We start from the raw sequence: 26834 nt of genomic DNA, 5'->3' as shown, positions 1-26834 counted from the left end.
AGTACCTTTGTAAACAAAAATAACCCTTACGCCCAATTTATAAAAATTTATGACGTTTAAGTTTTCTATGAAATCTATATTATTGTTTTTATGTGTTATGATACTTATTGTTTCATGCAAAAAGGAAAATAGGCTAGAAACCGAAATTGCAAATATAAACACTAATATCAAAATAGAACGTTTTGACAAGTTGTTTGCAGAAGTTACTTCTGAAAAATTATCAGATTTAAAGACAGCTTATCCATTTATGTTTCCTGAGAAGTTTACCGATTCTTTTTGGTTAGCTAAAAAAACAGATACGTTACAGGTTCAATTATTTAACGAAGTCGATAAAACATTTTTAGATTTTAACCCAATTGAATTAGAAATAGAATCACTATTTAATCATTTAAAATATTATTTTCCAGAATTTAATCCGCCTCGAATAATTACGACAACAAACGATGTAGATTATAGAAATAGAGTTGTGGTTACAGATACAATTTCAGTAATAGCACTTGATTCTTATTTAGGAAGCGAGCATAAATTTTATGGAAGCATATCCAATTATTTAAAAGCTGGCTTTAATCAAGTACAAATGGTAGTTGATCTAGCTAACAAATATGCAGAAAAATACACTTATCAGTCAGACCGTAAGACTTTACTTGATGAAATGATTTACTCAGGGAAATTATTATATTTTAAAGATGTTATGCTGCCCTTTAAAACCGAAGCCGAACGTATTGGCTATAGTGAGGCAGAAATGGAATGGGCTATTTTAAATGAAAGTTATATATGGCGCTATTTTGTAAGTCGCGAATTGTTGTTTAGTACAGATACAAAATTGCCAAGGCGGTTTATAAATCCGGCACCATTCTCTAAGTTTTATTTAGAAATTGATGCCGAATCTCCTGGTAAATTAGGACAATATATAGGTTGGCAAATTGTTAGAGCTTATATGAATCAAAATGATGTTTCTTTAAAAGAAATGCTTATAAAAAGCACAGAAGATATTTTTAATAACTCAAAGTTTAAACCGCGTAAGTAATGGCAAATACAACAACTTCAAAAATAGAACTTAAGGTAGAACTTGATGAAAATCGTGTGCCAGAAAAACTACATTGGACAGCACAAGATGGTGGTGTAACCAACCAAGAAGCTAAGGCTATGATACTTGCTGTTTGGGATGCTAAAACTAAAGAGGCAATGCGCATAGACTTATGGACAAAAGATATGCCTGTAGATGAGATGAAAGTATTTTTTCATCAAACTTTAGTAGCTATGAGTGATACTTTTAAAAGAGCAACTCAAGATGAAAAAATGAGTGCTACAATGAAAGATTTTTGCGATTATTTTGCGGAAAAATTAGAGCTGAAAGGTAAGTAAGTTATCCTTTAACTATGGTATTATAGCCTGTATCCTAAACCAATTTTTAAAATATTCACATTTGTATTGTATACAATATCTGGCGTATTAGTATCTAAATTAATTTTTGTAAAATCGTATTGAATTTGAGCATATAATGCATCAGATACATCCAATGCAAAACCTAAATTTACATTAAACCCACTTTGTGTTTCACTCGTTCTATTTGGTGAATTAAAACTATCAAAACCTCTGGCATTCGAATTAATTACTGTATAACCTAGCCCAATAAATGGATGAAACTTGCTAATTGATTCTAAGTTTAATTCAGCAAATAATCTGGGTTGTATTACAAAAAGGAAAACATCAAAAGGTTGTATTATGTCTTCTATAGTGTTTTTAAAAACTCCTGCATTTAATGAAACACCAAGATCTACAATTTCTAAATCTGAAAAACGATATTTTAATCCTAAGTCAATAATACCATTAAAATTTCTTCCAATAAAATTATTGTCAATTGCTATAGGGTAATTAGCTTCAAAATTAAATTTTGAATTTTGAGAAAAAGCTTTAAAACAAAAAAGTAATAATATTAACACCAGTTTTTGCTTCATAATAGTTTCATTGTAAACTCTTAAAAATTCATCGATAAACCAATCCCTTTACCATTTCCAATAATATTAAATTCAGGTTTAAAAGTGTTTTGCGATGTCGAGTTTAATGATGCATTATAAAGTTCTACTGCCTGGTTAATCTTTTTGTTAGAACCATTAGAAATCGGAATTGCAACAGCTATAAGTCCAGCGCCAATACCGGCTAAAGTCCAATTGGCATCTCCTCCGCGTATTGAAGTGCCTAAAGGCCAACCAACAAGTGCGCCACCGGCAAAACCTAGTACAGCCGAAAGGCCTCGGCTAGTTCTTCCTTTTTTTATCAATTCAAAAGCTTCGGTGTTCGATTCCATAATTGATGCTAAATCACCAATAGAAACCAGTTCGTCATTATGGGTGTATTTATAACCACCAAACACTTTTTCTATGTCAATTTTTTGCGCGTGGCAAAGCGTTAAAGATGTAATAATAAGCGCTAAAGTTAAGGTTGCTTTTTTCATTTTTATAGGTTTATATTTTAGTTCAAGATAAATTATTTGGGCGTTACCACAAGGGTCGGGCTTTCCATTACAAGTCCTCGCACCTCCTACGTCGGGCTGTGGGCTATCCACTTCAATCCCTAACGCACTTGTCTGTGAATCAAGGGACTTCATACAGCTTGTTTTAAATTTTTATAAATTTTGTGTTCAACGGTTATAAATATAATACTTTTTAGGTAATATTAATGTTTAGTGTCTTTGGCTTCTTTATCTAAATGATCTAGATATAAAATACCATTTAAATGATCTATTTCGTGCTGAAAAACAACCGATGTAAAGCTAGTAATCGTTTCAGACTTATGTTCAGCCTTCATAGTATCATATGCAATAGTAATAGAAAACGATCTGCTATTAAGTGTTTCTGTTCTATCAGGAATGGATAAACAACCCTCTTTTAACGTTTGTTTATTGTCAGAATAAGCTATTATTTTTGGATTCAAATACACTTCAAAAGGAAAATTTTCTTTATCAAAACGCTGTACCCAAATAATATTTTTTAAAATACCAACCTGCGGTGCTGCAATACCAACACCCAAAGACATACTATCTCTTACCGTAGCATAAAGCCGTTTTACAAAATTTTGTAAAATAGGGTCTTTTAAGCTTGGTTTTATGTAACCACTTTTGGTTCTAAGCAATAAAGAATCTGTTTTGTTATTAATTTTATAAACACGCATGGGTTTTAAGCTGTCTGCGTTCATAATTAACGCTACTTCTTCCGGAGAAAAAGAATTTTTAATAACATTTTTTGTGCTAGAACACCCGATAGTTAATATCAGAATAAAAACTAAGAAGAAGTGATTTTTCATCTAACTACGATAATTAAAAGCTGATTGTTTGTTCCATATGAGTGAGATAATCAAAAAAAACATTATGGTTTACCATTCATTTATTTTGTTGGAGTCTAGTTTTATGAAAATAAAGATAAGAATTGTAAAAGCCCAAAGCCCAGAGCCTCCATAGCTAAACATGGGCAACGGAATACCAATAGTTGGGATTAAGCCCATAACCATGCCAATATTTATAAAAAAATGTATAAATATAATGGAGGCGACACCATAACCATAAACGCGACTAAATTGCGATTTTTGTAACTCTGCTAAATGTAGGATACGTAGCAGGAGTAATACAAAAATAATGACTACAAAGGCGCTTCCTAAAAACCCCCATTCTTCACCAACAGTACTAAATATATAGTCGGTGTGTTGTTCTGGCACAAATTTTCCAGTAGTTCGTGTACCTTCCATAAAACCTCGCCCAGTAAAGCCACCAGAACTAATAGCCTTTTCAGATTCGTTTAAGTTATAAGCAAAAGTACGTTTCATTTGCTCAAGCTTTTTTGGGTCTTTTTCTAAACGTAACCAAAGGCTTATTCTGTCCTGTTGATGAGGTTGTAATATACTTTGGTAAAAGAATTTTACCCCAAAAGAAACAGCTAAAGCAGCTATTAAAATAAAAATAGATTGAAATATTTTAAGCCTTTTTTTACTTAAAAAATGAAGTGCTGTTAAACATATAAATGCTATTACTGATGTTATAATAGCCCCAAATTTTAATGATAATACTGAAAGTAATAGTATTGAAATGCCTATAGTTAAATGGTATTTTGGTAACCCCTCACGATACAAGACAAAAAAGAAAGCACCATAAACTATGGTGCTACCAGTATCGTTTTGTAGTAACACTAAAATAGCAGGAATAACAATAATAATAAAGGTTTTTATTTGGTCTTTAAAGTTGTTAATATTGGTGTTTAAATCACTAACATATTTAGCTACGGCAAGAGCTGTAGCTGTTTTTGCAAACTCACTGGGTTGAATAGTCATTCCGCCAATCGCGTACCAAGATGTGGCACCATTTACATTTTTACCAAAAAGAAAAAGCCCAAGTAAAGAGAGCATAGATATGATGTAAATAACACTTGAAAACCGTTCGTAAAACTTAGCGTCAACGGCTAGCAATAGGATAATTAAGCCGAAGGTTAAAAAAATAAATATAAGTTGTTTGCCAAATGGTTGAGAGAAATCAAAATAGTTTATTGTTGTTCCAGTATGCGATGCCGACAAAATATTTAGCCATCCAAAACCAACTAGCAGAAAGAAAAGTATAATAGTAATCCAATCAAATTTAAAATGTTTGTTAGTATCCCTAACCATTAATTTTCTGATTTATTAATTCGGTTTAATTCTTTTTTTAATCGGTAATATTCTTGTTCTTCAACAATTTGCAAACTAGTGTAACCATTAATTTTAAAAGGCTCTCCTGAATACGGTTTAGCGTACTCGTTTTCTAAACTATGTTTTAATAACCATTCTTCTAAATCTTTTCTAGTTATTTGGCCTTTTATATGTTTCTCAATCATTAAACTGGCTACTTTACCAGCAAATCGACTGCCCCAATATCCATTTTCAACAAAAACTGCTATGGCTATTTTTGGGTTGATTTTAGGCGCAAAAGCTACAAAGATAGAATGATCGGTTAATTGTGTTTTTAAGCTATCTATTTTCACGAAATTTTCAACAGTACCTGTCTTTCCACAAATATCAATATCCTTTACTTGTAATGATGCAGCAGTGCCTTTTTTGTAAACTTGAAACATACCTTCAATTACAGGTTCAAAATTTTGCTTATCAATAGTGGTGTACTTAGGTTTAGTAAACTGTTCTGGTAAGGTTTCGTTTTCAATATTTTTTATAATGTGTGGCGTAAAATAGTAACCTCGGTTAGCTATAGCTGCAGCCATATTTGCTAGTTGAATAGGGGTGGTTGCAACTTCACCTTGTCCGATAGCATTGGATATTGTATAAGTAGAATAAAAGGTTTTTGGGTAAATATGTTTGTAATAGGCTCTATTTGGAATTCTTCCTTTCTGGCCTACAAATAAATCGTTGTTTAAAAAATTACCTAAACCAAAGCTTTTAGCATGGTTACTCCAACGGTCGACACCTTCAGAAGTATTATTGTTTTTATCTAAAATTTTCCTATAAGTAGTGGCAAAATAAGCATTGCAAGAGCGCTGAATACCTCCAATCATGTTGTTTCTAGTACCTCTATTACAATGGCATTTCATAAATCGATTACCATATTTATAACCTGCATAACAGGTAACGGTTTCTTCTGGAGTTAAAACATCTTCTTGAAGTGCAATTAATGCATTCATTAATTTGAAAGGCGAACCAGGTTCATAAACACCTTGAATACTTCTATTAAAAAGAGGATTTGCAATGGTGTCTCTTATAAGCTTTGTAAAGTTTTTTGAACGATTTCTTCCTACCAGAATACTGGGATCGTATGTAGGAGCTGCCACCATCGCTAAAATTTCTCCTGTAGCAGGCTCAATAGCAATAACACCACCGCGTTTATTTTGCATGAGCAATTCTCCATAGGCTTGGAGTTGTGCATCAATGGTTATAGTAATATCTTTGCCTTGCTCGGGAATAGTGTCAAACTTTCCATCTTTATATGGGCCAATATTTTTGTTAAATCTATCCTTTTGAATGAATTTAATACCTTTTATTCCTCGAAGTGTTTTTTCGTATGAAGCCTCGACACCTTGTTTCCCTTTTAAATCACCCATTTTGTAGTACGGGTCTTTTTTTATGTCTCTATTATTAACTTCGCCAATATCACCTAAAACATTAGCACCAATGGTAGTTTCATAATTTCTAAGTGAACGTTTTTGAATATAAAATCCATCAAATTTTCTCATTTTTTCCTGTAAAACAGCATAATCTTCTTTAGATAAATGCGATACAAAAACCGATGGTAGTCTTGGGGAATAATGTCTAGCTTTTTCGTATTTTTTGGTGAATTGCTCTTTGTTAATTTTTAATAATTCACAAAATTCAAGCGTGTCTAAAGGTTCAACTTCCCGAGGGATAACCATAACATCATAAGAAGGTTGATTAGCTACAAGTAATTTGCCATTTCTATCATATACAAAACCGCGTTTAGGATAATCATATACTTTTCTTATGGCATTATCTTCGTATAAGTTATGGCCGCTAGAATTATAAACTTGAAGGTAGAATAACCTTGCTATAAATAATATGCCGACAGCAATTATAGAAATGAAAAGTAAAAATTGTCTCATTTAGTTTTTCTACTAAAAATTATAGTTACAACAACACTTAATAAAATAGTGAATATACTTGAGAATAACGTTTTTTGGAGTATTAAAAGTATTTTAGAAATGCTAAATATTTCTAATGAAAATAAAACAATATGGTGTAGGACAATAAGTAGGGTGAAATAGATGAGTTTTGAGCCAAACTCTACAGAATTAAATTTAATTGTTTGGTGCTCATACATCATCCCGAAAGATGATTTTAAAATTAAAGGACGAGCGTACGCTGTAAACACACACGCACCCGCATGAATACCTCCTGTGTCTAAAAACATATCTATAGTTATGCCAATTAAAAAACTTAATAAAATTAATACTATACGGTTGTTTTTAACTGGAAATAGGGCAATAAAAACAATGTATATGTATGGGTTTATATAACCCAAAAAGTTTATGTGGTTCAATATTAAAACCTGAACAAATACTAAGGCAATAAAACGGATGGTATGTATAGAAAGAATACTATTCATTTAATTATTGCTTAGTAAATTAGTTATTTCTTCTTTGTTTACATTTTCAATTATGTAAACATGTTCTATACTAGTCATGTCATTAAAAAGCCTTACGTTAATTTCGTAATAATTTTCGGCTTGATCAAGTTTAAAGCTTTCAATAGTGCCGATAGGAACATTTTTAGGAAATATAGAAGATTGCCCTGATGTAATTATACTATCGCCAGTTTTAACATTTGCTATTTTTGGAATATCAATAAGTTGTGTGAATTTAGAATCTTTTCCATTCCATATTAAAGATCCCAAATGATTTGTTTTTTTTAGTTGTGCACTTATGCTACTTGTTGAATTTAAAATAGATATAACTGTAGCGTAATTTCCACTTGTTTTATCTATAATTCCAACAATACCTTTTGAAGAAATAACACCAAAATCTTGACGAATACTGTCGTTGAATCCTTTATTTAAGGTTAAAACATTATTGTTTAAAGCGTAGCTATTTTTTATAATATTAGCACTGTAAAATCTATAGGATTTTCCAAAAGTTAAGCTGTCAATAAAACTTGAATCTACTTCTGTTTTAGAATTAAGTAGTAAAGAACGTAGCTTTTTGTTTTCTTCAGAAAGAAGCTTGTTTTGAGATTTTAATTTGAAATAATTACTAACATTATTTGCAGAATTGTAAACACCGCCAGTTAAAAAATTAGCAGAATTTATAAACTTACTTTTATGGTAAGAGTGGGACTGAATAGTAAATAAAATGGAGAAACCAAATAGCAACAAGAACAACAAAAAGTTTTTGTTTCTTATTATAAAATTAATAATCTGTTGCATGATTTATAGGGTCTCTATTTTATCAAAACACTTTTATATTTAGGTAAATTTTTAAGTGTAATACCTGTACCTCTAACTACTGCACGTAATGGGTCTTCTGCAATGTAAACAGGTAAATCTGTTTTTTGTGACAAGCGTTTATCTAAACCACGTAACATAGAACCACCACCAGCTAAATAAATACCAGTATTGTAAATATCGGCAGCCAATTCTGGAGGCGTTTGAGATAAGGTTTCCATAACCGCGTCTTCAATACGTAAAATAGATTTATCAAGCGCCTTAGCAATTTCTCTATAAGAAATAGAAACCTGCTTAGGCTTACCAGTTAATAAATCACGTCCTTGAACGCTCATGTCTTCTGGTGGTAACTCTAAATCTTCAGTAGCAGCGCCAATTTGTATTTTTATTTTTTCAGCTGTACGTTCTCCAACATATAAATTGTGTTGCGTACGCATGTAATAAACTATATCGTTGGTGAAGACATCACCGGCAATTTTAACCGATTTGTCACAAACAATTCCACCTAAAGCAATAACGGCAATTTCGGTAGTACCGCCACCTATATCCACCACCATATTTCCTTTCGGTTGCATGATATCCACTCCAATACCAATAGCTGCAGCCATTGGTTCATGTATCAAATACACTTCTTTTCCATTCACACGTTCTGCACTCTCTTTAACCGCACGCATCTCCACTTCTGTAATCCCAGAAGGAATACAAATTACCATACGCAATGCAGGTGTAAAAAACTTCTTTTTCAAAGCCGGTATGTTTTTAATAAACATACTAATCATTTGTTCCGAAGCATCAAAATCTGCAATAACACCATCTTTGAGAGGTCGGATGGTCTTAATATTTTCATGAGTTTTACCTTGCATTAAGCTTGCTTCTTGTCCTACGGCAATAATTTTGCCAGAAATACGGTCACGAGCAACTATAGAAGGCGCATCAACCACAACCTTATCGTTATGAATTATAAGCGTATTTGCAGTACCTAAATCTATTGCAATTTCTTCTGTTAAGAAATCAAAAAATCCCATGTGTAATTAAAAATTTAAAGTGGTTTAAAAACGAATCCCGTAAATGTAATAAAAGTTAATAAATATATGACTTTTAAGGGGGTCAAATTCGCATTAAAATATTGTGCCTTTAACTTATACGCAATTAATCGGTTTTCAGACTATCAAAAAAAGATTAATTTTTTGGGCGTTACCACAAGGGTCGGGCTTTTCTCTGTGATCCCTAACGCGCCTATCCGTTAAAATCTAAACACCATCAAAATTATAGCAGGCAACCCAGCAACAATACTTGCATTAATGCTTAAAATGACGCGTACCAGTCATAACCATAGCAACATCATTAGCATTGCAATAATCAATACTTAACTGGTCTTTTATAGAGCCACCTGGTTGAATCACAGCAGAAATACCTGCATTATTAGCAATCTCAACACAATCAGGGAACGGGAAAAAGGCATCACTCGCCATAACAGCACCATTCAAATCAAATTTGAAATTTGTAGCCTTATGTATCGCTTGCTCTAAAGCATCTACACGACTTGTTTGTCCAGTTCCACTAGCACATAATTGCTTGTTTTTAGCTAAAACAATCGTGTTAGATTTTGTGTGTTTGCAAATCTTAGAAGCAAAAATTAAATCATCAATCTGTGCTTGAGTAGGTGTTAATTTTGTTACGTTTTTTAAAACTTCAGCTGTATCAGTTATATTATTTCTATCCTGAACCAAAACACCATTTAAACAACTTCTTACATTTGTTTTTGGCATCTCAATATCATGAATCACTAATAGAATTCTGTTTTTCTTTCCTTTTAAAATGGCTAATGCTTCTGCAGAAAAAGAAGGTGCAATTACTACCTCACAGAATAACTTATGAATCTCTTCAGCAGTTGCTAAATCAATTTCTTTATTACTAATTAAAACACCACCAAAAGCCGAAACAGGGTCGCCAGCTAAAGCATCTACATAAGCTTGGTGTAGCGTATCACGTTGTGCTAAACCACAAGCGTTGTTGTGTTTTAAAACAGCAAAGGTTGGTGCATCGTTTTTAAATTCTAACATTAAATTAACCGCTGCATCAACATCTAAAAGGTTGTTGTAGCTCAATTCCTTACCATGAAGTTTCGTGAACAGTTCATCAAAATCTCCAAAGAAAAATCCTTTTTGGTGTGGGTTTTCGCCGTAACGTAATGTCTTTCCGTTAGTTTCACTAAGTTTTAAAACGGTTTCATCATTATTTTGATTGAAGTAGTTAAAAATAGCAGTATCATAATGAGATGATACATTAAAAGCTTTACCAGCAAAACGTCTTCTGTTTTCTTCGGAAATAACACCGTTGTTTTCAGAAATTAATCCTAAAAACTCAGCATAGTCATCAACAGAAGAAACACAAATAACATCTGCATAATTTTTAGCAGCAGCTCTAATTAAAGAAATACCACCTATATCAATTTTTTCAATAATATCTTGATTAGAAGCTCCAGAAGCCACCGTTTTTTCAAAGGGATATAAATCTACAATTACCACATCAATTTGTGGGATTTCGTATTCAGCTAATTCAGCAACATCACCATCGTGGTTCTGTCTGTTTAAAATCCCTCCAAATACTTTAGGGTGTAATGTTTTAACACGTCCACCAAGAATAGAAGGGTAGCTAGTTACATCTTCAACAGGAACAACGTTAACTCCTAAATCGTTAATAAATTTTTCTGTACCACCAGTAGAATAAATAGTTACACCTTGTTTATCAAGTTCTTTAACAATAGGTTCTAAACCGTCTTTGCTAAAAACAGATATTAATGCTGATTTGATAGTTTTTTCGTTGCTCATTTTGTTGTGTTCTTTAAAGAAATATAAATACGTTTAGCTTAAGCTTTTAATAATTGCAAAAGTAGTTATTCCTTTTAAAAAATAAGCTTCGGAATTCTCAAAAAAAAGGTGTTTTTTTAACGAAAAGATTGAGTTGTTAACAATGTGCTGTTTTCAGACCTGTAAGGTTTTTGAAACCTGACAGGTCTTTGGAGTTTTTAAGAAAATATTCCTGCAACTTTAGCACAAATAAACTCTAAAAAACGTTCATCGGCTTCAGTAAATGGGTCAGGAGTATTGGAGTCTATATCTATCTGTCCAATGTTCTCACCATTAACAAAAACAGGCACTACAATTTCAGCTTTAACAGTAATGCTACAGGCTATATAATTATCTTGGGCTGCTACATCTGGCACTACAAAGTTTTCGTTGCTAACGGCCACTTGCCCGCAAATACCTTTTCCAAATGGAATTACTGTATGGTCTGTAGGTTCGCCAACATAAGGCCCTAAATGTAATTCTTCTTTATTTCCGTTTCTAAAATAAAAACCAACCCAATTGTAATACTCAATATGGGTTTCAAGTAATTGACAAATACTTAAAAGACGCTCGTCAACAGTTCTGTTTGTTTCAGAAACAATAGATTCTATTTGCGGTTTAAGCTGTTCAAAATTCATAACGTCGAAAAGTTTTGGTAAAAGTATTTAAAAAGGTGTAATTTAGATATTTTGTTTAAATATTTTTTTGAAAGTGCTTTTTATAAAATACAAGTCGGTAATAAAATTCATCCTTACATTTTTATTGGTGTATGCAGTCTTGTCTTTTAGTTATAAATTTTATTTACAATTTTCCGATGGCTCTAAATTTTATCCAGATTATTTAACGCATTTGGTTGCTAAACAAAGTGAAGCTTTATTAAATACTTTGGGGTATAAAACCCAAGTTTTACCGCATCCAGATGAGCCTTCAATGAAACTTATTGTTAACGGTAAGTATTTAGCTCGCGTTATTGAAGGGTGTAACGGTATTAGTGTTATTATTCTGTTTTTATCTTTTATAGTTGCTTTTTCTGGTAAACTAAAAACAACTTTTTTTTTCATACTCTCAGGTAGCGTTTTAATTTATTCTATTAACTTAATACGCATTGTGTTATTGACAATGGGTTTGTATCATTATCCTGATTATGAAGAAGTTTTACATACTGTAATTTTTCCTGGAATAATTTATGGGGTTGTATTTTTACTATGGATTTTTTGGGTGAATCGATTTTCGAAATTAAACAAGAATCATGCATAAAACTGTTAAATATTTACTGCTTTTTGTTTTAGTCTTGATGTTGATTTTGATTAGATATTATGAAGATGTTTTGTTTTATGACCCTTATTTAACTTTTTTTCAAAATGATTATCTATATATAGATAGCCCGAGACGAGAAGTGGCTAAGTTGGTTTGTTTTACAGCTTTACGCTATGTTTTAAATACGCTTATTTCATTGGCTATTTTGTATGTGGTTTTTAAAGACAGGAGTATGATTAAATTCTCCAGTATTATCTATACAGTTGCTTTTTTTGCCTTTATGATAATCTATATGTGTTTTGTAATTAATCCTAGACAAGAAGATTATTATTTGTTTTTTAATATGCGTAGATTTTTAATTCAACCTGTAATTTTAATTCTTCTTTTACCTGCATTTTACTACAATAAACTCAGAAACTAAGTGTTAATCATTTTGTAAAGTTGGAAAGGTAATTTTAAATTTTCTTATTTTTACAGCGTGTTAAAACAACTATTACATAAAACGTTTTCAATAAGTCTTGCGATAATTGTATTATTTTCAACGGTATCATTTACTATTGAAAAACATTATTGTGGCGATGTTTTAGTTGATGTTTCTGTTTTTTCTGAAGCAGAAAAATGTGGAATGGAAGCACTAGAAATTCTTCAAAAGAAAAGTTGTTGTAAAGATGAAATAGATGTTATTAAAGGTCAAGATGAATTAAAAGTGTCCTTCTTTGAAGAGTTAGATTTTGAACAACAACAATTTATCACAGCATTTGTTTATTCATATATCAATGGTTTTGAAAGCTTACCAAAACAAACCATTCCTCATAAAGATTATTCGCCACCTAATTTGGTTGCCGATATACAAGTTTTAGACCAAGTTTTCCTAATTTGATTTTTAGTTTTTTGTGATTCTGAACTTGTTTCAGAATCTATTTCTGTTTAAGGAATTCATTCAAAAAATAATAAATCAAAAACATCATGAAACATACATATACAGTTACAGGTATGACTTGTAATGGATGCAGAACTTCTGTGGAAGATAAACTTAATGCGCTTCCAGAAGTTGGAAATGCTTCAGTAAATCTAGAAACATCTGAGGTTATTGTTGAAATGTTAAGTCATATTTCAACCGAAAAATTACAAAGTGCACTTTCTGATAAATACAGTATTTCAGAAAAGAATATATTCAATGCAACTACAGAAATTATCAGTCAAGAGAAAAGTGATTTACAACAGCTATTTCCTCTTTTTTTAATATTTGGTTATATTATAGTAGCTTCAGTTTTACTTAATTATAACCCTTGGAAATCCGATGGGTTTATGCTCGATTTTATGGGCTTATTTTATATTGTTTTTAGCTTTTTTAAACTTTTAGATTTAAAAGGTTTTCCAGAGTCGTTTAAAATGTATGACCCATTAGCCAAAGTAATTCCAGCTTATGGTTGGGTATATCCATTTGTTGAGGTTGCTCTAGGTCTTATGTTTTTAATGCGCTTTGAGATTTCAATAACATTAGTTATAACCTTATTTGTTTTAGGAATTACCACTATTGGAGTCGCTAAAACGTTGCTTGATAAAAAGACTATACAATGTGCGTGCTTAGGAACCGCACTAAAACTCCCAATGACTAAAGCAACATTTATTGAAAACAGCATCATGATTGTTATGGCAATTACAATGCTTATTAAATCTTACAGTTAAAATGAAAAAAATAATATACATACTACTGTTAGTTCCTGTTTTTCTCTTTTCACAAGAAAAAATCACTGGAAAAATATTAGAAGCTAATATTGAAAACCGAGACATTGGTTTAGCTGGTGCTAATGTATATTGGATAAATACTAAAGTGGGCACTGTAACTAGTATTGATGGCGATTTTACAATCGCATATAAACCTGAGTACACTAAATTGGTAATTAGTTATGTGGGGTTTAAAACAGATACCTTAATTATTAATGCGCCTAAAGTAATAAACCATTACTTAGTTTCAACCGATAATTTAGATGCTGTTACTGTAAAGTCGAGAAAGCAAACCACAGCCAAATCATATTATAAAGCAACTAATGTTATAAATGTAAGCAGCGACGAGTTGTTAAAGGCGGCTTGCTGTAACTTGTCTGAAAGCTTTGAAACTAACCCATCCATTGATGTTAATTTTGCCGATGCTATTTCAGGAACGCGCCAAATAAAAATGTTAGGTTTAACAAGCCCATATATTTTAATTGCTACCGAAAACATACCATCAATACGAGGCGCATCACAAGCTTATGGGTTAAGTTTTATACCAGGTACTTGGGTGGAAAGTATACAGATTACCAAGGGAGCGGGAAGTGTTGTTAATGGGTTTGAAAGTATTGCAGGGCAGATTAACGCAGAGTTAGTAAAGCCTTCAACAGATGATAAATTGTTTGTGAATTTATATGGTGCTACAAGTGAACGTTTAGAACTTAATACGCATATTAATGCCAAGGTGAATGATAAATGGTATACTGGATTATATATTCATGGTAATACGCATAATAAAGAACATGATGTAAACGATGATGGTTTTTTAGATATGCCTTTATTTAATCAAATTAATCTTATGAACCGTTGGCAATATATTGATACTGAAAAAGGCTTTGTAAGTTTTATTAATTTGAAGTTTTTAAATGATGAAAAACAAACAGGTGAGTTGGATTTTAATCCTGAAACAGATAAACTTACTACAAATAAATGGGGAAGTGAAATTGATACCAGACGTTACGAGATTTCTACAAAATTTGGATATGTAAACCCGGAGATTCCATGGCAAAGTATAGGTGTTCAAACGGCGTTTAGTAGTCATAAGCAAGAATCATATTTTGGTTTGAATGTGTATGATATAAAACACAATAGTTTATATGCGAATGCCATCTACAACTCAATTATAAGCGATTCTCGTCATAAAATAAAAACAGGATTAAGTTATACTTATGATCATTATGATGAATTAGTTAATACAACTGATTATGAAAGAACCGAAAACTCTATTGGTGCTTTTTTTGAATATAGTTTTGATAATTTAGAATTATTTAATCTTACTGCAGGCATTCGAGTAAATCATCATAATTTGTTAGGAACGTTTGTGACACCTCGTGTTCATGCTAGGTATTCGCCATGGGTTAAATCCGCTTTTAGAGCGTCTTTTGGAAGAGGAAAGCGAAGTGCTAATATATTTACAGAAAATCAACAACTATTTTCAACGTCTAGGCAGATTAATATTTTAAATTATGGAGGGTCTGTTTATGGATTAGAACCTGAAATTGCTTGGAATTATGGGTTTTCATATTTACAAGGTTTTAATCTTTTTGGAAGAAAAGCAGATATTACTTTTGATTTTTATAAAACTGATTTTACAAATCAAGTGGTTGTGGATTGGGAAAATCCTCAGGAAATAAATTTCTATAATCTTGAAGGAAAAAGTTTTGCTAATAGTTTTCAAGTGGAATTAAATTATAATGCTTTTGAAGGTTTTGATTTAAGAACAGCGTATAAGTTTTACGATGTAAAAACCGATTATAATTCTGGAAGATTAGAAAGACCACTAACACCAAAACACAGGATATTTGCTAATGTTGGCTATGAAACTAAATTGAAAGAGAATGAATCACATTGGAAGTTTGATGCAACTTTTAATTGGTTGAGCGATCAACGTTACGCGTCAACAACAAATAATCCTACTCAGTATCAATTACCTGAACGCACACCAACGGTGGCAACGTTGAATACACAAATAACCAAAGTGTTTTCTCCTAAATTTGAAGTGTATTTAGGAGGCGAAAACATCACCAATTTGAGGCAACCAAACCCGATTTTAGGAGCAGACGATCCTTTTGGTGCGAATTTTGATTCTACATTTGTATATGGCCCCATTTTTGGAAGTATGTATTATGCAGGATTACGATATAGAATAAAATAAAGAATGATATTTAAACAGTCTGTCATGCTGAGCACAGTCGAAGCATCTTAATAAAACAAAGAAACATGAAAAAAATAATTTTAATATTAACAGTTTTAATTACCACAACAACCTTTGCACAAAATAAAAACGCAAAAGCTTCTATGGAAGTAGATGGTATTTGCGGTATGTGTAAAGCGCGTATAGAAAAAGCATGTTTAAACACCAAAGGCGTAAAGTTCGCCACATGGAGTATTGATACCCATGAATTAAAACTTATCTATGATGACCGCAAAACTGATGTAAAAACCATAGAAAAGCAAGTGTTAGCTGCTGGACATGATGTTAAAGAAGAAAAGGCTACAGATGAAGCTTACGCTACGGTGCATGGGTGTTGTAAATATCGAGATGAAGAGGTGAAAGATAAACATAAAAAATAGTTTAGAATTATTCTTTTATGCCTAAAACAGAATATCGAATTTATGTAATCGAATTATCGAAACGTGTATTTACTGAAAATGCTAAGTTTCGGGCTGCTAATCCACAATTTAACGGTGTATTAGAATGTCTTTATGTTGGTATGACAAGCAAAACTCCAAAAGAACGATTTCTTCAACATAAAACAGGTTATAGAAATAAGAAAGGTTATAAGTTGTCTTCCAATATTGTTGAAAAATATGGTTCGTATTTACGTCCAAGTTTATATAATCATATCGACCCAATTTCCACTAGACAGGAAGCACTTAAAATGGAAGAAACCTTAGCGTTAGAATTGCGACGACAACGTTATGCCGTTTGGTTTAACTAATTGCCGTATTGATTTCATAAAAACAAAAAACGCTTCAAAATTAATTGAAGCGTTTTTAATAATTTATTTATGCGATTCGCCATTACATCATTCCTGGCATACCACCACCCATTGGAGGATGTGCATGACCAGCATCTGCTTCTTTAATATCGATTAAAGCACACTCTGTAGTAAGAATCATTCCAGCAACAGACGCCGCATTTTCTAATGCAATACGAGTTACTTTTTTAGGATCGATAATACCAGCTTTAAGCATATCTACATATTCATCAGATTTAGCATTGTAACCAAAATCTTTTTTACCTTCTAAAACTTTATTGATAACAACTGAACCTTCACCACCAGCATTCTCAACAATGGTTCTTAATGGTGCTTCAATAGCTTTGTTTACTATTTGTACACCAGTTGTTTCATCAAGATTTGCGGTTTCTAATTTAGCTAAAACAGATTTTGCTCTAACTAATGCTACACCACCACCTGCAACGATACCTTCTTCTACAGCAGCTCTTGTTGCATGTAAAGCATCATCAACACGGTCTTTTTTCTCTTTCATTTCAACTTCACTTGCAGCACCTACATAAAGTACAGCAACACCACCAGCTAATTTAGCTAAACGCTCTTGAAGCTTTTCTTTATCGTAATCTGAAGTTGTAGTTTCAATTTGAGATTTAATCTGGTTTACTCTTGCTTTAATATCAGAAGCTTTTCCAGAACCATTTACAATTGTTGTATTGTCTTTATCAACAGTTACAGTTTCAGCAGTTCCTAACATGCTTAAATCTGCATTTTCAAGAGTGAATCCGCGTTCTTCTGAAATTACAGTTCCACCAGTTAAAATAGCGATATCTTCAAGCATGGCTTTGCGTCTATCTCCAAATCCTGGAGCTTTAACAGCTGCAATTTTTAATCCACCACGTAATTTGTTAACTACTAAAGTAGCTAAAGCTTGTCCGTCTACATCTTCTGCGATAATTAATAACGGACGACCAGATTGTGCAACTGGCTCTAAAATAGGAAGGATTTCATTTAGATTAGAAATCTTCTTGTCAAATAATAAAATGTATGGATTTTCTAAATCAGCAATCATTTTATCAGCATCCGTTACAAAGTAAGGTGATAAATACCCTCTGTCAAATTGCATACCTTCAACAACATCAACGTATGTTTCCATACCTTTTGCTTCTTCAACAGTAATCACGCCTTCTTTACCAACTTTACCAAAAGCTTGAGCGATTAACTCACCAATAGTATCATCGTTATTTGCAGAAATAGCTGCAACTTGTTTTATTTTTTCAGAAGAATTACCAACTTTTTTAGCTTGCTTTTCAAGATCTTTAGTGATAGCATCAACAGCTTTGTCAATACCACGTTTTAAATCCATTGGATTAGCACCAGAAGCAACATTTTTCAAACCTTCTTTTACGATAGCTTGTGCTAAAACAGTAGCAGTAGTTGTTCCATCTCCAGCTAAATCGTTAGTTTTACTAGCAACTTCTTTTACCATTTGAGCCCCCATGTTTTCGTGCTCGTTTTCTAATTCAATTTCTTTTGCTACTGATACACCATCTTTTGTTACTTGAGGTGCTCCAAAACTTTTAGAAATAATTACGTTACGCCCTTTAGGACCTAAAGTTACTTTTACTGCATTGGCTAATGCGTCTACACCGCGTTTTAAACCATCGCGTGCTTCAATATCAAATTTTATATCTTTTGCCATAATGAAAATTTTATTTAAAATTTTAAATCTCAATACTCAAATACAAAATTCCAAAAGGAAATTGATTGTTTGAGTGAGTGAGAATTTTTGAAATTTAGTTTTTGTTTTTTGGAATTTGCAATTATATAATTGCTAGTATATCACTCTCTCGCATTACTATATAATCTTTACCTTCATAGTTTATAGTCGACCCATAACTATATATGACAGTGTCTCCAACTTTTACAGTTGGTGTTTCATCTTTTGAATCATTACCAATCGCTACTACAGTTCCTTTTTTTGGTTTTTCTTTAGCGTTATCTGGAATAATAATTCCTGAAGCTGTTTTGGTCTCAGCTGCTGCAGGTTCTATAAAAACTCTATTATTAGTTCCTGCAATTGGTTTAATGTTTAATGCCATTGTTTATATTTTTTTAATTTTATAATTAATATTATCGCTTAAGCGATGTGCTAAAAATGTGCCAATATTTAGGAACTGACAAACTTACAGAAACAAAAAATGCCAACGTTTAAAGTTGGCATTTTTTGTTTGTTTTTATGATATTACTCTTTAGTTGAATCTTCTGGAGTAACTGTTGTTGCATCTGTATTAGTGTTTGCAGGAACAGCAGGTAATGGTTGTGTGCTTTGTGCATCAGGATCTAATACTTTAGATTCAATACCAGCAGAACCTCTGTCAATTGCAATATTTGATACTAGTATTAATACTAATAATAAAGTTGCTAATGTCCATGTACTTTTGTCTAAAAAGTCAGTTGTCTTTTTTACACCACCTAATTGTTGTGTGCCACCGCCACCAAAAGATGATGATAATCCACCACCTTTAGGGTTTTGAACCATAATTACTACGATTAGTAAAAATGCTACAACCACTATAAGGACTAAAAATATTGTAAAAGTGCTCATTATTCTTTATTGTTTTGTTCTTGTAATTGCTCTACAGCTTTAATTTGGTTTGCAAAGAAACTACTTTTTTCTGGATATTTCAAACTTAAAATTTTATAAGATTGAATTGCCTTTTTGTAGTTTTTTTGTTCTACATAAATACGTGCTAAAGTCACTGTCATTAGTGACTCTGGTTGTATCATTTGAGCCTTAGCTAAATTTACTTTTTGAGGATTGATTTTGCTTGGTTTTATTTTAGGATTTTCCGAAATAAATTTATCTATAAGTTCGAACTTTTTCTCTTTGTTTAAAGTTTCATGTGTTTTATCTTCAATAGGTGTTTCTTCTTCCTTGGTTGTTCTTTTGATTGGTTTGTAACGTGATAACTTTAACCATTCATTAAAAGAATGTGTTTCTTTTTTATCAAATGGAAGAGGTTTGCCTAGATTAAGTATATCTTCTGCAGTAGCTTCTTGTGTTTTTGTTTCTTGAGTTATGTTTTCAATAAATTCAGATTCATCTAAAACAAAAGGATTTATTTTTTTTGGACGTGCTTCTTTAGGTTGGAATAAAGCTGGATCCAAAACGCCATCGGTGTCTTTTATCTGCTGTTTTAAGGTGTCATCAATAGTTACACTTTTGTCTACTGAAATATCTTCAATATTAACAGACATTTTTTTTAAATTTTCAGTGTTCTTTTTGATGAATTCTGAAATTTCATTTTGGATAAAAGCTTCCGAAGTTATAAAATCAAATAAGATACTTCTATCTGTGGTATAAGCTGCGGTTGTTTTAAGCTCTTGATTGTAAGTAATACTACTTTGATTCTTTAAGCCTTTTAGGTATATGGCACGTGCTGGTTGAAAATAAGGGAATTTATCAATGATAGATTTTATGCCCTCAGTTTGCTCATGTGAAATGGCTTGAGGGTTTTGTAATATGTATGTAAAATCTGTTTGATGCATTGGTTATTCCAAAATTAATAATTTTTTCGAGCTAAGTTTAAAAAGTGTAAAATGATTTAATTTTAAACGAGAACAACTGCGACTGCAACTGAAACCTGTGACTAAAACTTACCATTTTGCTAAGGTAGCATTAAATATGTCTTGAGTAATACGTTCAAAAATTTCTTCGTGTGCTGTTGTTTTTGTAGATCCTGAAAGCTGCTCGCTTCCTGCATAATCATAGAAAAATGAGAAGCTTTGCTCCAAATCATCTTCTTCTTTTTTTGTGTTAATGAATCTTAGTCTTATGTTAATAGTCAATCTGTTTTGTGCAGCTGTATTTGCTGAGGTAGCCGTGGTTGGCGAAATTCTATAATCGGTTATTTCACCTTCATAAATTAAATCTCCTTTTGAGGGAACAAGTGTTAAATTAGTTTGGTTTTGTATTAAATCTTCAAGAGCTAGTTTGAAATCACGTTCTAAACCTGGTTCTATCAATAAGGATGTGTTTTCAAAACGATTTACTTGATAGGTTTCTGTTCCTGGGGGTATAGATGCTCCAGTGAATGAGTAAAATTTACAACCCGTAAAAGTTGTGATTAATAATAGTAAAACGAGATATTTAACTGATTTCATATATTTCTAAACTAGTGATATAGATAAAACTTAAAATTACAAATCATATTGTTTAATCTTTCTATATAATGTGCGTTCGCTAATGCCTAATTCTGCAGCTGCTAATTTACGTTTTCCGTTGTGACGTTCAAGCGATTTTTTAATTAATTCTAATTCTTTATCATGTAAAGATAAGGTCTCTTCTTCTTCAATTTCTTCGGCAAAGTAATATTTGTCTTCAATTGGAGATGTTTCTTCTTCAATTGGAGTATGTTCAGGAATGGCAATAACGTCATTGTTTTCTATGGTTTCTTCATAGGTTAAATTTTCATCATCATCATCATTTCCATATATTTTTTGAATCAGGCTTTCATTATTTTTTTCAACGTCTTTAGTATTCCCATTTTTCATCAACTCCATAGTTAACTTTTTCAAGTCATTAAGGTCTGCTTTCATGTCAAAAAGCACCTTATAAAGAATTTCTCGTTCGCTACTAAAGTCACTTTCAGATTTAGATGTTTTAATTACTGCTGGCAAATTGGTTCCAGCTGTAAGGGGTAAATAACTTCTTAAAACTTCTGCCGTAACAGTTCTGTTTTGTTCTAAAACAGAAAGTTGTTCTGCAATATTTCGTAACTGGCGAATGTTTCCGCCCCAGCGATGTTTTAATAACACTTGAATAGCATTGTCAGTCAATTTTACAGTTGGCATTTTATATTTTAGTGCAAAATCACTGGCAAATTTTCTAAACAATAAATGAATATCTTCTTGTCGCTCTCTAAGTGGCGGTAGGTTTATATCTACTGTACTTAATCTGTAAAATAAGTCTTCACGAAATTTTTCTTTCTCGATAGCTTCAAACATATTAACGTTTGTAGCTGCTACAATGCGTACATCTGTTTTTTGCACTTTACTAGAGCCTACTTTTAAAAACTCGCCATTTTCTAGAACACGTAATAAGCGTACTTGGGTTGTTAATGGTAATTCGCCAACTTCATCTAAAAAAATAGTTCCGCCATCTGCCACTTCAAAATATCCTGCGCGGGTTTGTGTTGCTCCTGTAAAGGCTCCTTTTTCGTGTCCGAATAATTCACTATCAATGGTGCCTTCTGGAATGGCACCACAGTTTACAGCAATATATTTATTGTGTTTTCTATGTGATAATTGATGAATAATTTTCGGAATACTTTCTTTACCAACACCACTCTCACCGGTTACTAAAACTGAAATATCAGTAGGTGCAACCTGAATAGCTTTCTCGATAGCACGATTTAGTGATGGTGTATTTCCAATAATACCAAAGCGTTGTTTTATAGCTTGAACTGATTCCATTTAATACTTAATTTTAATTCTCAATATATTCAGAAATTCCACTGTTATTTTTATCTCCTAACCACTCCCAATTTAGTTTTAACTTCATTTTTTTATTTTTAGTTAAACTAATTTTCGCCATGGCTTTTCCTGCCTTTAATTCATTTTCTGTTGTTATACATTGGTATAACATATTAAGTGTATTGTTGCTTAAGTTGGCAATTATTTTTCCATATTTAATAGTGCCTCCATAATAATCGGCGGTTACTAAATTGCCTTCTTGTTTATATTTAAATATGGTTTCAGAATTCACTTTCCCGTTTTCAGAGTTTTCTAAAAGTGAAAATGTTTTATTATTAAAGTTGAATTCTGACATTACTTTTTAATTATTATCTGAATATCCAACTACTTCACCAATCAATGTAGCGCTGGTACAATTTTTTACTTTTACGTTTACAAAATCGCCTACTTTATAGTTTTCTTTTGGAAACACACACACTATACTTTGTGGTGTGCGACCTGACCATTGCGTATCTGATTTTTTTGATTCTTTTTCAATCAACACTTCCACCGTTTTATCAAGCCATTCTTTGGTTTTAATTTCGCTGTGAAGCCTTTGTAAATCAACAATATATTGCAGTCTTCGTTTTTTTGTTTCTTCTGGCACATCATCTTCCATATTTCTTCCCGCCATGGTTCCTGGGCGTTCAGAGTATTTGTACATGTATCCAAAGTTGTATTTTACATATTCCATTAGTGATATGGTGTCTTGAAAGTCTTCTTCAGTTTCCGTTGGAAAACCAACAATCATATCTTGACTTATGGCGCAATCTGGAATAATTTTTCTGATTTTATCAATCAATGTCATGTACTCTTCGCGAGTGTGCAAACGGTTCATTTCTTTTAGAATACGGTTACTGCCACTTTGTACTGGTAAATGAATATGGTTACAGATATTTTGATGTTTAGCCATAGTTTCAACAACACCTAACGTTAAATCTTGTGGGTTTGATGTTGAAAAACGAATACGCATTTTTGGTTGGGCTTTGGCGCAAAGATCTAGTAAGTTTGAGAAATTAACAGATGTTGCTTTTTGCATATCGGTTGCTTTGTCAAAATCTTTTTTAAGTCCGCCACCATACCATAAATAACTATCTACGTTTTGACCAAGCAGTGTGATTTCTTTATAGCCTTTGTTCCATAAATCGTTTACTTCTTCAATGATGCTTTGTGGAGCTCTGCTGCGTTCTCTTCCTCTAGTAAAAGGTACTACGCAAAACGTACACATATTATCGCATCCACGAGTAATGGATACAAATGCGGTTACGCCGTTAGTGTTTAAACGCACAGGTGAAATATCGCCATAAGTTTCTTCTTTTGAAAGAATAACGTTTATGGCGTCTCTGCCTTCATCAACTTCTGCAAGTAAATTTGGTAAATCTTTGTATGCATCTGGACCTACAACTAAATCGACAATTTTTTCTTCTTCAAGAAATTTTGTTTTTAAACGTTCTGCCATACAACCTAATACACCAACTTTCATTTTTGGATTATGGTCGCGTTTAACGGCATTATACTTTTCAAGGCGTTTACGAACGGTTTGTTCTGCCTTATCTCGAATAGAGCAGGTATTTACTAAAACTAAATCGGCTTCTTCTAGATTTTGTGTGGTATTAAAGCCTTGATTGGTTAAAATGGAGGCTACAATTTCGCTATCGCTAAAATTCATAGCGCAACCGTAACTCTCTATAAAAAGCTTACGTTTGTTGCCTTCTTTTTTATTTAGAGTTAAGGATTGTCCTTGTTTATTTTCGTCTATTATCTTTTCCATAAATTGATTGATACTTCTATCGGTCAATAAGCATGCAAAGATACAATTTATTTATATTTTATGACAAAGTGGCAGTTTGGTTTTTGTTATTAAATTTTGAATTTATTTTAAAAATTAACGCAACCTTAATAGGGTTTATGTATCTATGTTATAACAAACTTGTCTCAAATGAGAATTCTGCTTAAAAAAATGTCTTTTGCAATAGTTATTATGTTTTGTTCTATGAACATACTATGCGAAGATGTAGACGAACCAAATATTTCTAGTGACTTATGTGATTATCGAGTTGTTATTAATGAGAATCTATATGAAAACTTTGAATCATCTTCTTTCGAATTTATAAATGCTGAAATAACCGATGATTGCTTGAATGTTGAATTAGGTGCTTCTGGCTGTGATGGAAATACTTGGGTGTTTAATTTAGTAGATTCAGGAGCAATTGCAGAATCATCGCCAGAACAGCGTTATTTAAAGCTTCAGTTAATAAATGATGAATTGTGTTTAGCTTATTTTGAAAGAACGATTTCATTTGATTTAGCATCTCTACAAATTAATGGAAGCAATGAAATAATATTGCATATTGAAGGCTTTGAGTCTTCTTTAAATTATAAATACTAAAAACACCTACCTATGAAATTGAAATACCTTTTTTTGTCCTTAATACTAATTGTCGCTTTATCCTGTGATAAAAATGATGACGACGATTATGAATTTGTACAAGTTGCAACACCGCAGTTAATGAGCAAATCTGCTTTTAGAAGTTCGGTAAAAGTCGCTGTGCCTAAAACCATTGAAGAGCCTGGTAAAATTTATGTGTATCAGGATTATATTTTTGTTGGTGATGTGGATTCTGGTATTCATGTTATTGATAATTCGAACCCAGAATCACCAAAAGCAATTAAGTTTATTGAAATTCCTGGGAATGAGGATATGTCGGTTAAAAATGGTTTTTTGTATGCAGATAGTGCTACGGACTTAGTTGTTTTTGATCTTTCTGATATTAACAATGTGTTTATTGTTGAGCGTTTGGAAGATGTTTTTAATGTGTATGATTATGACATTCCTATTGAAGCTGATGATGTGGATTTTAAAGGAGTTGATTTTGAAGATCAAATTGTTGTGGGGTGGACATTAACTACTGAACGCCGCAAAAAAGTTGATGACCACCAAATTGATGTTGTTTTTAATGATGTGGCAGTTTTAAGTTCTGGTGCTGAGTCTGCTACCGGGATAGGAGGTTCTTTAGCACGTTTTCAAATTGTAGACAACTATTTATATGCGGTTGGAAATTATGAGATGGCTATTTTTAATATTCAGAATTTGGAGAAACCAGTTCTTACTGATACTCAATATGCAGGTTGGAATATAGAAACCATGTTTCAAGCTGAAGGGTATTTATATCTTGGAAGCACAAATGGCATGTATATTTATGATTTGGTTAATCCATCATCTCCAGAATTTGTTTCTGAGTTTACACATTGGGAAGGTTGTGATCCTGTGGTTGTTGATGGAGATTATGCTTATTTAACCTTAAGAGGAGGTAACTTATGTGGGCAACTTGAAAGTATCTTAGAGGTTATTGATATTAGCGATAAAGCAAACCCCAAGTTAGCTGCCAGGTATGATTTGGAAAACCCTTATGGTTTAGGAATTAAAGATAACACACTTTACGTTTGTGATGGTACAGCTGGTTTAAAACTGTTTGACCGAGAAACTCCTGATGATTTAAAACTAATAAATTCATTGAAAGATATTCAAGCTAAAGATGTTATTCCTTTGGAAAATAGTTTAATAATGATAGGAGGAAATGTAATTTATCAATACGAATATTTGGAAAACAACATTGGGCTTATTAGCCAATTCAAACTAAACTAAACATAGCTAATGTTGTTTTTGAAATCTGCCTTCGGGCAGATTTTTTTTATGTATAATTGTAACGAATTTAGAAAACAATAATACTTGCTTTTAAAACATCCAAACCATTATGAATTCATTCCATAGTTTAGAAAAAAAGATAGAGAATGCTGAAGACTTGGTTTTTAGTAGCTTATTTGATAGTATCATAGAGCTATTTAAAAAAGTTTGGCTTAAAGGTCTTTTAACTATTTTGCTAATTATTGTTGTAGCAATTGGAACAAATATCTTATTCTCATTAATAGGTTTAGCTCCAAAGCAGAATTTTATTTTTAATGATTTTGATTTTGATTCTTTTTATAGTTTTTATTCAGAAACTATAATTTATAGTATTCCGCAGACCATTTTAGTAAGTATGATGACCATGGCCTTTGTAGCAGCATTTTATAGAATTTGCAAGCAACATGTTTTAGGGGGAAATGTAGTAGATGATTATTTTTATTTTTTAAATAAACAGTATTTTTCCAAATTATTAATGTTAGGTATAATTCATACGGGGATTGCTGTGGTAGCTCAATTCTTGTTTATAATACCTTATATTTATGTGTTTGTGCCACTGTCTTATTTTACTGTTATTTTTGCTAATAATCCAGATTTAAGTGAGATGGAAATTGTTAAAGCAAGTTTTAAGCTTGGTAATAAAAAATGGCTTATTACTTTTGGGACTATGTTTGTTACTGGTGTTATAGGAATGTTAGGTATTATAGCTTGTGGGATAGGTGTTCTGTTTACTATGTCTATAGTTTATTTGCCTGTTTTTTTTATTTATATGGAAGTAGTAGGTTTTGAAAGTAACAATGAAATTGAGAAAATAGGAATAAAAGACGATTCAGATTTTTAATAGAAAAGCTTACTTTTAAAATGTTAAAAGC

At 32.0% G+C, this 26834-nt stretch carries 30 protein-coding genes; 12 read left to right on the top strand and 18 right to left on the bottom strand.

From position 1 onward, the window contains the following. The first annotated feature begins 49 nt into the window (after positions 1-49). Entirely contained in the window at positions 50-1027 is a 978-nt protein-coding gene (gene gldB, locus Q0870_RS08490) for a gliding motility lipoprotein GldB (protein ID WP_298554485.1), read from the top strand. After that, positions 1027-1365 (top strand): gliding motility protein GldC, encoded by a 339-nt coding sequence (gene gldC, locus Q0870_RS08485; protein ID WP_298554482.1) that lies wholly within the window; start codon positions 1027-1029, stop codon positions 1363-1365. Before gldB ends, gldC begins: the two co-directional genes overlap by 1 nt. A gap of 20 nt (positions 1366-1385) precedes the next feature. On the opposite strand, the gene Q0870_RS08480 is transcribed toward gldC, so the two are convergent. From Q0870_RS08480 to Q0870_RS08435, 10 genes are all read right to left on the bottom strand, one after another. Continuing rightward, positions 1386-1958, bottom strand: coding sequence for an outer membrane beta-barrel protein (locus tag Q0870_RS08480; RefSeq protein ID WP_298554479.1), 573 nt, complete (start codon positions 1956-1958; stop codon positions 1386-1388). Positions 1959-1978: 20 nt separating this feature from the next. Further along, positions 1979-2608 carry a hypothetical protein gene (locus Q0870_RS08475; RefSeq protein WP_298554476.1) on the bottom strand — a complete coding sequence of 210 codons (630 nt, stop codon included), beginning with the start codon at positions 2606-2608 and terminating at the stop codon, positions 1979-1981. 68 nt (positions 2609-2676) lie between these two features. Next, positions 2677-3303 (bottom strand): peptide deformylase, encoded by a 627-nt coding sequence (gene def, locus Q0870_RS08470; protein ID WP_298554474.1) that lies wholly within the window; start codon positions 3301-3303, stop codon positions 2677-2679. Positions 3304-3372: 69 nt separating this feature from the next. Continuing rightward, the gene (gene rodA / locus Q0870_RS08465; protein ID WP_298554471.1) at positions 3373-4650 is read right to left on the bottom strand and encodes a rod shape-determining protein RodA; all 1278 of its coding nucleotides are present in this window, start codon (positions 4648-4650) and stop codon (positions 3373-3375) included. Continuing rightward, complete coding sequence (mrdA, locus tag Q0870_RS08460; RefSeq protein ID WP_298554469.1) at positions 4650-6587, bottom strand: penicillin-binding protein 2; 1938 nt, start codon at positions 6585-6587, stop codon at positions 4650-4652. The genes rodA and mrdA overlap by 1 nt, the downstream gene beginning before the upstream one ends. After that, a complete protein-coding gene (locus Q0870_RS08455; RefSeq protein ID WP_298554467.1) occupies positions 6584-7090 on the bottom strand; it encodes a rod shape-determining protein MreD in 507 nt (168 codons plus the stop codon). Before Q0870_RS08455 ends, mrdA begins: the two co-directional genes overlap by 4 nt. Then, positions 7091-7906: a rod shape-determining protein MreC gene (gene mreC / locus Q0870_RS08450; RefSeq protein WP_298554463.1), complete on the bottom strand. Its 816-nt coding sequence runs from the start codon at positions 7904-7906 to the stop codon at positions 7091-7093. It lies immediately after the preceding gene. A 14-nt stretch (positions 7907-7920) separates the two neighbouring features. After that, positions 7921-8949, bottom strand: coding sequence for a rod shape-determining protein (locus tag Q0870_RS08445; protein ID WP_019388210.1), 1029 nt, complete (start codon positions 8947-8949; stop codon positions 7921-7923). 273 nt (positions 8950-9222) lie between these two features. Next, the gene (gene purH / locus Q0870_RS08440; RefSeq protein ID WP_298554460.1) at positions 9223-10755 is read right to left on the bottom strand and encodes a bifunctional phosphoribosylaminoimidazolecarboxamide formyltransferase/IMP cyclohydrolase; all 1533 of its coding nucleotides are present in this window, start codon (positions 10753-10755) and stop codon (positions 9223-9225) included. 197 nt (positions 10756-10952) lie between these two features. Then, positions 10953-11411 carry a GAF domain-containing protein gene (locus Q0870_RS08435; RefSeq protein WP_298554457.1) on the bottom strand — a complete coding sequence of 153 codons (459 nt, stop codon included), beginning with the start codon at positions 11409-11411 and terminating at the stop codon, positions 10953-10955. A 73-nt stretch (positions 11412-11484) separates the two neighbouring features. Here Q0870_RS08435 and xrtF point away from each other — a divergent pair, with 73 nt between their 5' ends. From xrtF to Q0870_RS08400, 7 genes are all read left to right on the top strand, one after another. Then, positions 11485-12030 (top strand): exosortase family protein XrtF, encoded by a 546-nt coding sequence (xrtF, locus tag Q0870_RS08430; RefSeq protein WP_363317940.1) that lies wholly within the window; start codon positions 11485-11487, stop codon positions 12028-12030. Further along, entirely contained in the window at positions 12023-12451 is a 429-nt protein-coding gene (locus Q0870_RS08425; protein WP_298554451.1) for an exosortase F system-associated protein, read from the top strand. The genes xrtF and Q0870_RS08425 overlap by 8 nt, the downstream gene beginning before the upstream one ends. A 57-nt stretch (positions 12452-12508) precedes the next feature. Further along, complete coding sequence (locus Q0870_RS08420; protein WP_298554448.1) at positions 12509-12910, top strand: hypothetical protein; 402 nt, start codon at positions 12509-12511, stop codon at positions 12908-12910. 86 nt (positions 12911-12996) lie between these two features. Beyond that, entirely contained in the window at positions 12997-13719 is a 723-nt protein-coding gene (locus Q0870_RS08415; protein ID WP_298554445.1) for a MauE/DoxX family redox-associated membrane protein, read from the top strand. A 1-nt stretch (position 13720) separates the two neighbouring features. Continuing rightward, on the top strand, positions 13721-15958 hold the full coding sequence (locus tag Q0870_RS08410) for a TonB-dependent receptor (protein ID WP_298554442.1): 2238 nt from the start codon (positions 13721-13723) through the stop codon (positions 15956-15958). A 65-nt stretch (positions 15959-16023) separates the two neighbouring features. Next, a complete protein-coding gene (locus Q0870_RS08405; RefSeq protein WP_298554438.1) occupies positions 16024-16377 on the top strand; it encodes a heavy-metal-associated domain-containing protein in 354 nt (117 codons plus the stop codon). Positions 16378-16394: 17 nt separating this feature from the next. Beyond that, positions 16395-16745: a ribose-5-phosphate isomerase gene (locus tag Q0870_RS08400; RefSeq protein WP_298554435.1), complete on the top strand. Its 351-nt coding sequence runs from the start codon at positions 16395-16397 to the stop codon at positions 16743-16745. Between the two features lie 82 nt (positions 16746-16827). Here the strand turns inward: Q0870_RS08400 and groL are convergent, their stop codons facing one another. The 8 genes from groL to miaB form a co-directional block, all read right to left on the bottom strand. Then, positions 16828-18462: a chaperonin GroEL gene (gene groL, locus Q0870_RS08395; protein ID WP_298554432.1), complete on the bottom strand. Its 1635-nt coding sequence runs from the start codon at positions 18460-18462 to the stop codon at positions 16828-16830. Positions 18463-18583: 121 nt separating this feature from the next. Further along, complete coding sequence (locus Q0870_RS08390) at positions 18584-18862, bottom strand: co-chaperone GroES (RefSeq protein ID WP_298554430.1); 279 nt, start codon at positions 18860-18862, stop codon at positions 18584-18586. A 143-nt stretch (positions 18863-19005) separates the two neighbouring features. After that, positions 19006-19368, bottom strand: coding sequence for a preprotein translocase subunit SecG (gene secG / locus Q0870_RS08385; RefSeq protein WP_298554427.1), 363 nt, complete (start codon positions 19366-19368; stop codon positions 19006-19008). Then, on the bottom strand, positions 19368-20312 hold the full coding sequence (locus tag Q0870_RS08380) for a hypothetical protein (RefSeq protein WP_298554424.1): 945 nt from the start codon (positions 20310-20312) through the stop codon (positions 19368-19370). Before Q0870_RS08380 ends, secG begins: the two co-directional genes overlap by 1 nt. Positions 20313-20420: 108 nt before the next feature. After that, the gene (locus Q0870_RS08375) at positions 20421-20927 is read right to left on the bottom strand and encodes an LptE family protein (RefSeq protein ID WP_298554422.1); all 507 of its coding nucleotides are present in this window, start codon (positions 20925-20927) and stop codon (positions 20421-20423) included. 36 nt (positions 20928-20963) lie between these two features. Beyond that, a complete protein-coding gene (locus tag Q0870_RS08370; protein ID WP_298554420.1) occupies positions 20964-22238 on the bottom strand; it encodes a sigma-54 dependent transcriptional regulator in 1275 nt (424 codons plus the stop codon). A 13-nt stretch (positions 22239-22251) separates the two neighbouring features. Beyond that, on the bottom strand, positions 22252-22593 hold the full coding sequence (locus Q0870_RS08365) for a hypothetical protein (protein ID WP_298554418.1): 342 nt from the start codon (positions 22591-22593) through the stop codon (positions 22252-22254). 6 nt (positions 22594-22599) lie between these two features. After that, a complete protein-coding gene (miaB, locus tag Q0870_RS08360) occupies positions 22600-24048 on the bottom strand; it encodes a tRNA (N6-isopentenyl adenosine(37)-C2)-methylthiotransferase MiaB (protein WP_298554415.1) in 1449 nt (482 codons plus the stop codon). A gap of 189 nt (positions 24049-24237) precedes the next feature. Here miaB and Q0870_RS08355 point away from each other — a divergent pair, with 189 nt between their 5' ends. The 3 genes from Q0870_RS08355 (at position 24238) to Q0870_RS08345 (ending at position 26803) form a co-directional block, all read left to right on the top strand. Then, positions 24238-24666, top strand: coding sequence for a hypothetical protein (locus Q0870_RS08355; RefSeq protein WP_298554410.1), 429 nt, complete (start codon positions 24238-24240; stop codon positions 24664-24666). Positions 24667-24678: 12 nt separating this feature from the next. Beyond that, positions 24679-25923 carry a hypothetical protein gene (locus Q0870_RS08350; RefSeq protein WP_298554407.1) on the top strand — a complete coding sequence of 415 codons (1245 nt, stop codon included), beginning with the start codon at positions 24679-24681 and terminating at the stop codon, positions 25921-25923. Between the two features lie 109 nt (positions 25924-26032). Continuing rightward, positions 26033-26803, top strand: coding sequence for a hypothetical protein (locus tag Q0870_RS08345; RefSeq protein ID WP_298554404.1), 771 nt, complete (start codon positions 26033-26035; stop codon positions 26801-26803). Positions 26804-26834 lie beyond the last annotated feature (31 nt).

The sequence above is a fragment of the uncultured Algibacter sp. genome, assembly GCF_947487575.1.
GTDB lineage: Bacteria > Bacteroidota > Bacteroidia > Flavobacteriales > Flavobacteriaceae > Algibacter_B.
Note: the sequence above shows the minus strand (reverse complement) of the source record. Positions and strands in the feature narration are given on the sequence as shown.

Coding starts and splice junctions, on each gene's coding strand:
- gldB (WP_298554485.1), top strand. CDS start 50: ATGACGTTTAAGTTTTCTATGAAATCTATATTATTGTTTTTATGTGTT.
- gldC (WP_298554482.1), top strand. CDS start 1,027: ATGGCAAATACAACAACTTCAAAAATAGAACTTAAGGTAGAACTTGAT.
- Q0870_RS08480 (WP_298554479.1), bottom strand. CDS start 1,958: ATGAAGCAAAAACTGGTGTTAATATTATTACTTTTTTGTTTTAAAGCT.
- Q0870_RS08475 (WP_298554476.1), bottom strand. CDS start 2,608: ATGAAGTCCCTTGATTCACAGACAAGTGCGTTAGGGATTGAAGTGGAT.
- def (WP_298554474.1), bottom strand. CDS start 3,303: ATGAAAAATCACTTCTTCTTAGTTTTTATTCTGATATTAACTATCGGG.
- rodA (WP_298554471.1), bottom strand. CDS start 4,650: ATGGTTAGGGATACTAACAAACATTTTAAATTTGATTGGATTACTATT.
- mrdA (WP_298554469.1), bottom strand. CDS start 6,587: ATGAGACAATTTTTACTTTTCATTTCTATAATTGCTGTCGGCATATTA.
- Q0870_RS08455 (WP_298554467.1), bottom strand. CDS start 7,090: ATGAATAGTATTCTTTCTATACATACCATCCGTTTTATTGCCTTAGTA.
- mreC (WP_298554463.1), bottom strand. CDS start 7,906: ATGCAACAGATTATTAATTTTATAATAAGAAACAAAAACTTTTTGTTG.
- Q0870_RS08445 (WP_019388210.1), bottom strand. CDS start 8,949: ATGGGATTTTTTGATTTCTTAACAGAAGAAATTGCAATAGATTTAGGT.
- purH (WP_298554460.1), bottom strand. CDS start 10,755: ATGAGCAACGAAAAAACTATCAAATCAGCATTAATATCTGTTTTTAGC.
- Q0870_RS08435 (WP_298554457.1), bottom strand. CDS start 11,411: ATGAATTTTGAACAGCTTAAACCGCAAATAGAATCTATTGTTTCTGAA.
- Q0870_RS08425 (WP_298554451.1), top strand. CDS start 12,023: ATGCATAAAACTGTTAAATATTTACTGCTTTTTGTTTTAGTCTTGATG.
- Q0870_RS08415 (WP_298554445.1), top strand. CDS start 12,997: ATGAAACATACATATACAGTTACAGGTATGACTTGTAATGGATGCAGA.
- Q0870_RS08410 (WP_298554442.1), top strand. CDS start 13,721: ATGAAAAAAATAATATACATACTACTGTTAGTTCCTGTTTTTCTCTTT.
- Q0870_RS08405 (WP_298554438.1), top strand. CDS start 16,024: ATGAAAAAAATAATTTTAATATTAACAGTTTTAATTACCACAACAACC.
- Q0870_RS08400 (WP_298554435.1), top strand. CDS start 16,395: ATGCCTAAAACAGAATATCGAATTTATGTAATCGAATTATCGAAACGT.
- groL (WP_298554432.1), bottom strand. CDS start 18,462: ATGGCAAAAGATATAAAATTTGATATTGAAGCACGCGATGGTTTAAAA.
- Q0870_RS08390 (WP_298554430.1), bottom strand. CDS start 18,862: ATGGCATTAAACATTAAACCAATTGCAGGAACTAATAATAGAGTTTTT.
- secG (WP_298554427.1), bottom strand. CDS start 19,368: ATGAGCACTTTTACAATATTTTTAGTCCTTATAGTGGTTGTAGCATTT.
- Q0870_RS08380 (WP_298554424.1), bottom strand. CDS start 20,312: ATGCATCAAACAGATTTTACATACATATTACAAAACCCTCAAGCCATT.
- Q0870_RS08375 (WP_298554422.1), bottom strand. CDS start 20,927: ATGAAATCAGTTAAATATCTCGTTTTACTATTATTAATCACAACTTTT.
- Q0870_RS08370 (WP_298554420.1), bottom strand. CDS start 22,238: ATGGAATCAGTTCAAGCTATAAAACAACGCTTTGGTATTATTGGAAAT.
- Q0870_RS08365 (WP_298554418.1), bottom strand. CDS start 22,593: ATGTCAGAATTCAACTTTAATAATAAAACATTTTCACTTTTAGAAAAC.
- miaB (WP_298554415.1), bottom strand. CDS start 24,048: ATGGAAAAGATAATAGACGAAAATAAACAAGGACAATCCTTAACTCTA.
- Q0870_RS08355 (WP_298554410.1), top strand. CDS start 24,238: ATGTCTTTTGCAATAGTTATTATGTTTTGTTCTATGAACATACTATGC.
- Q0870_RS08350 (WP_298554407.1), top strand. CDS start 24,679: ATGAAATTGAAATACCTTTTTTTGTCCTTAATACTAATTGTCGCTTTA.
- Q0870_RS08345 (WP_298554404.1), top strand. CDS start 26,033: ATGAATTCATTCCATAGTTTAGAAAAAAAGATAGAGAATGCTGAAGAC.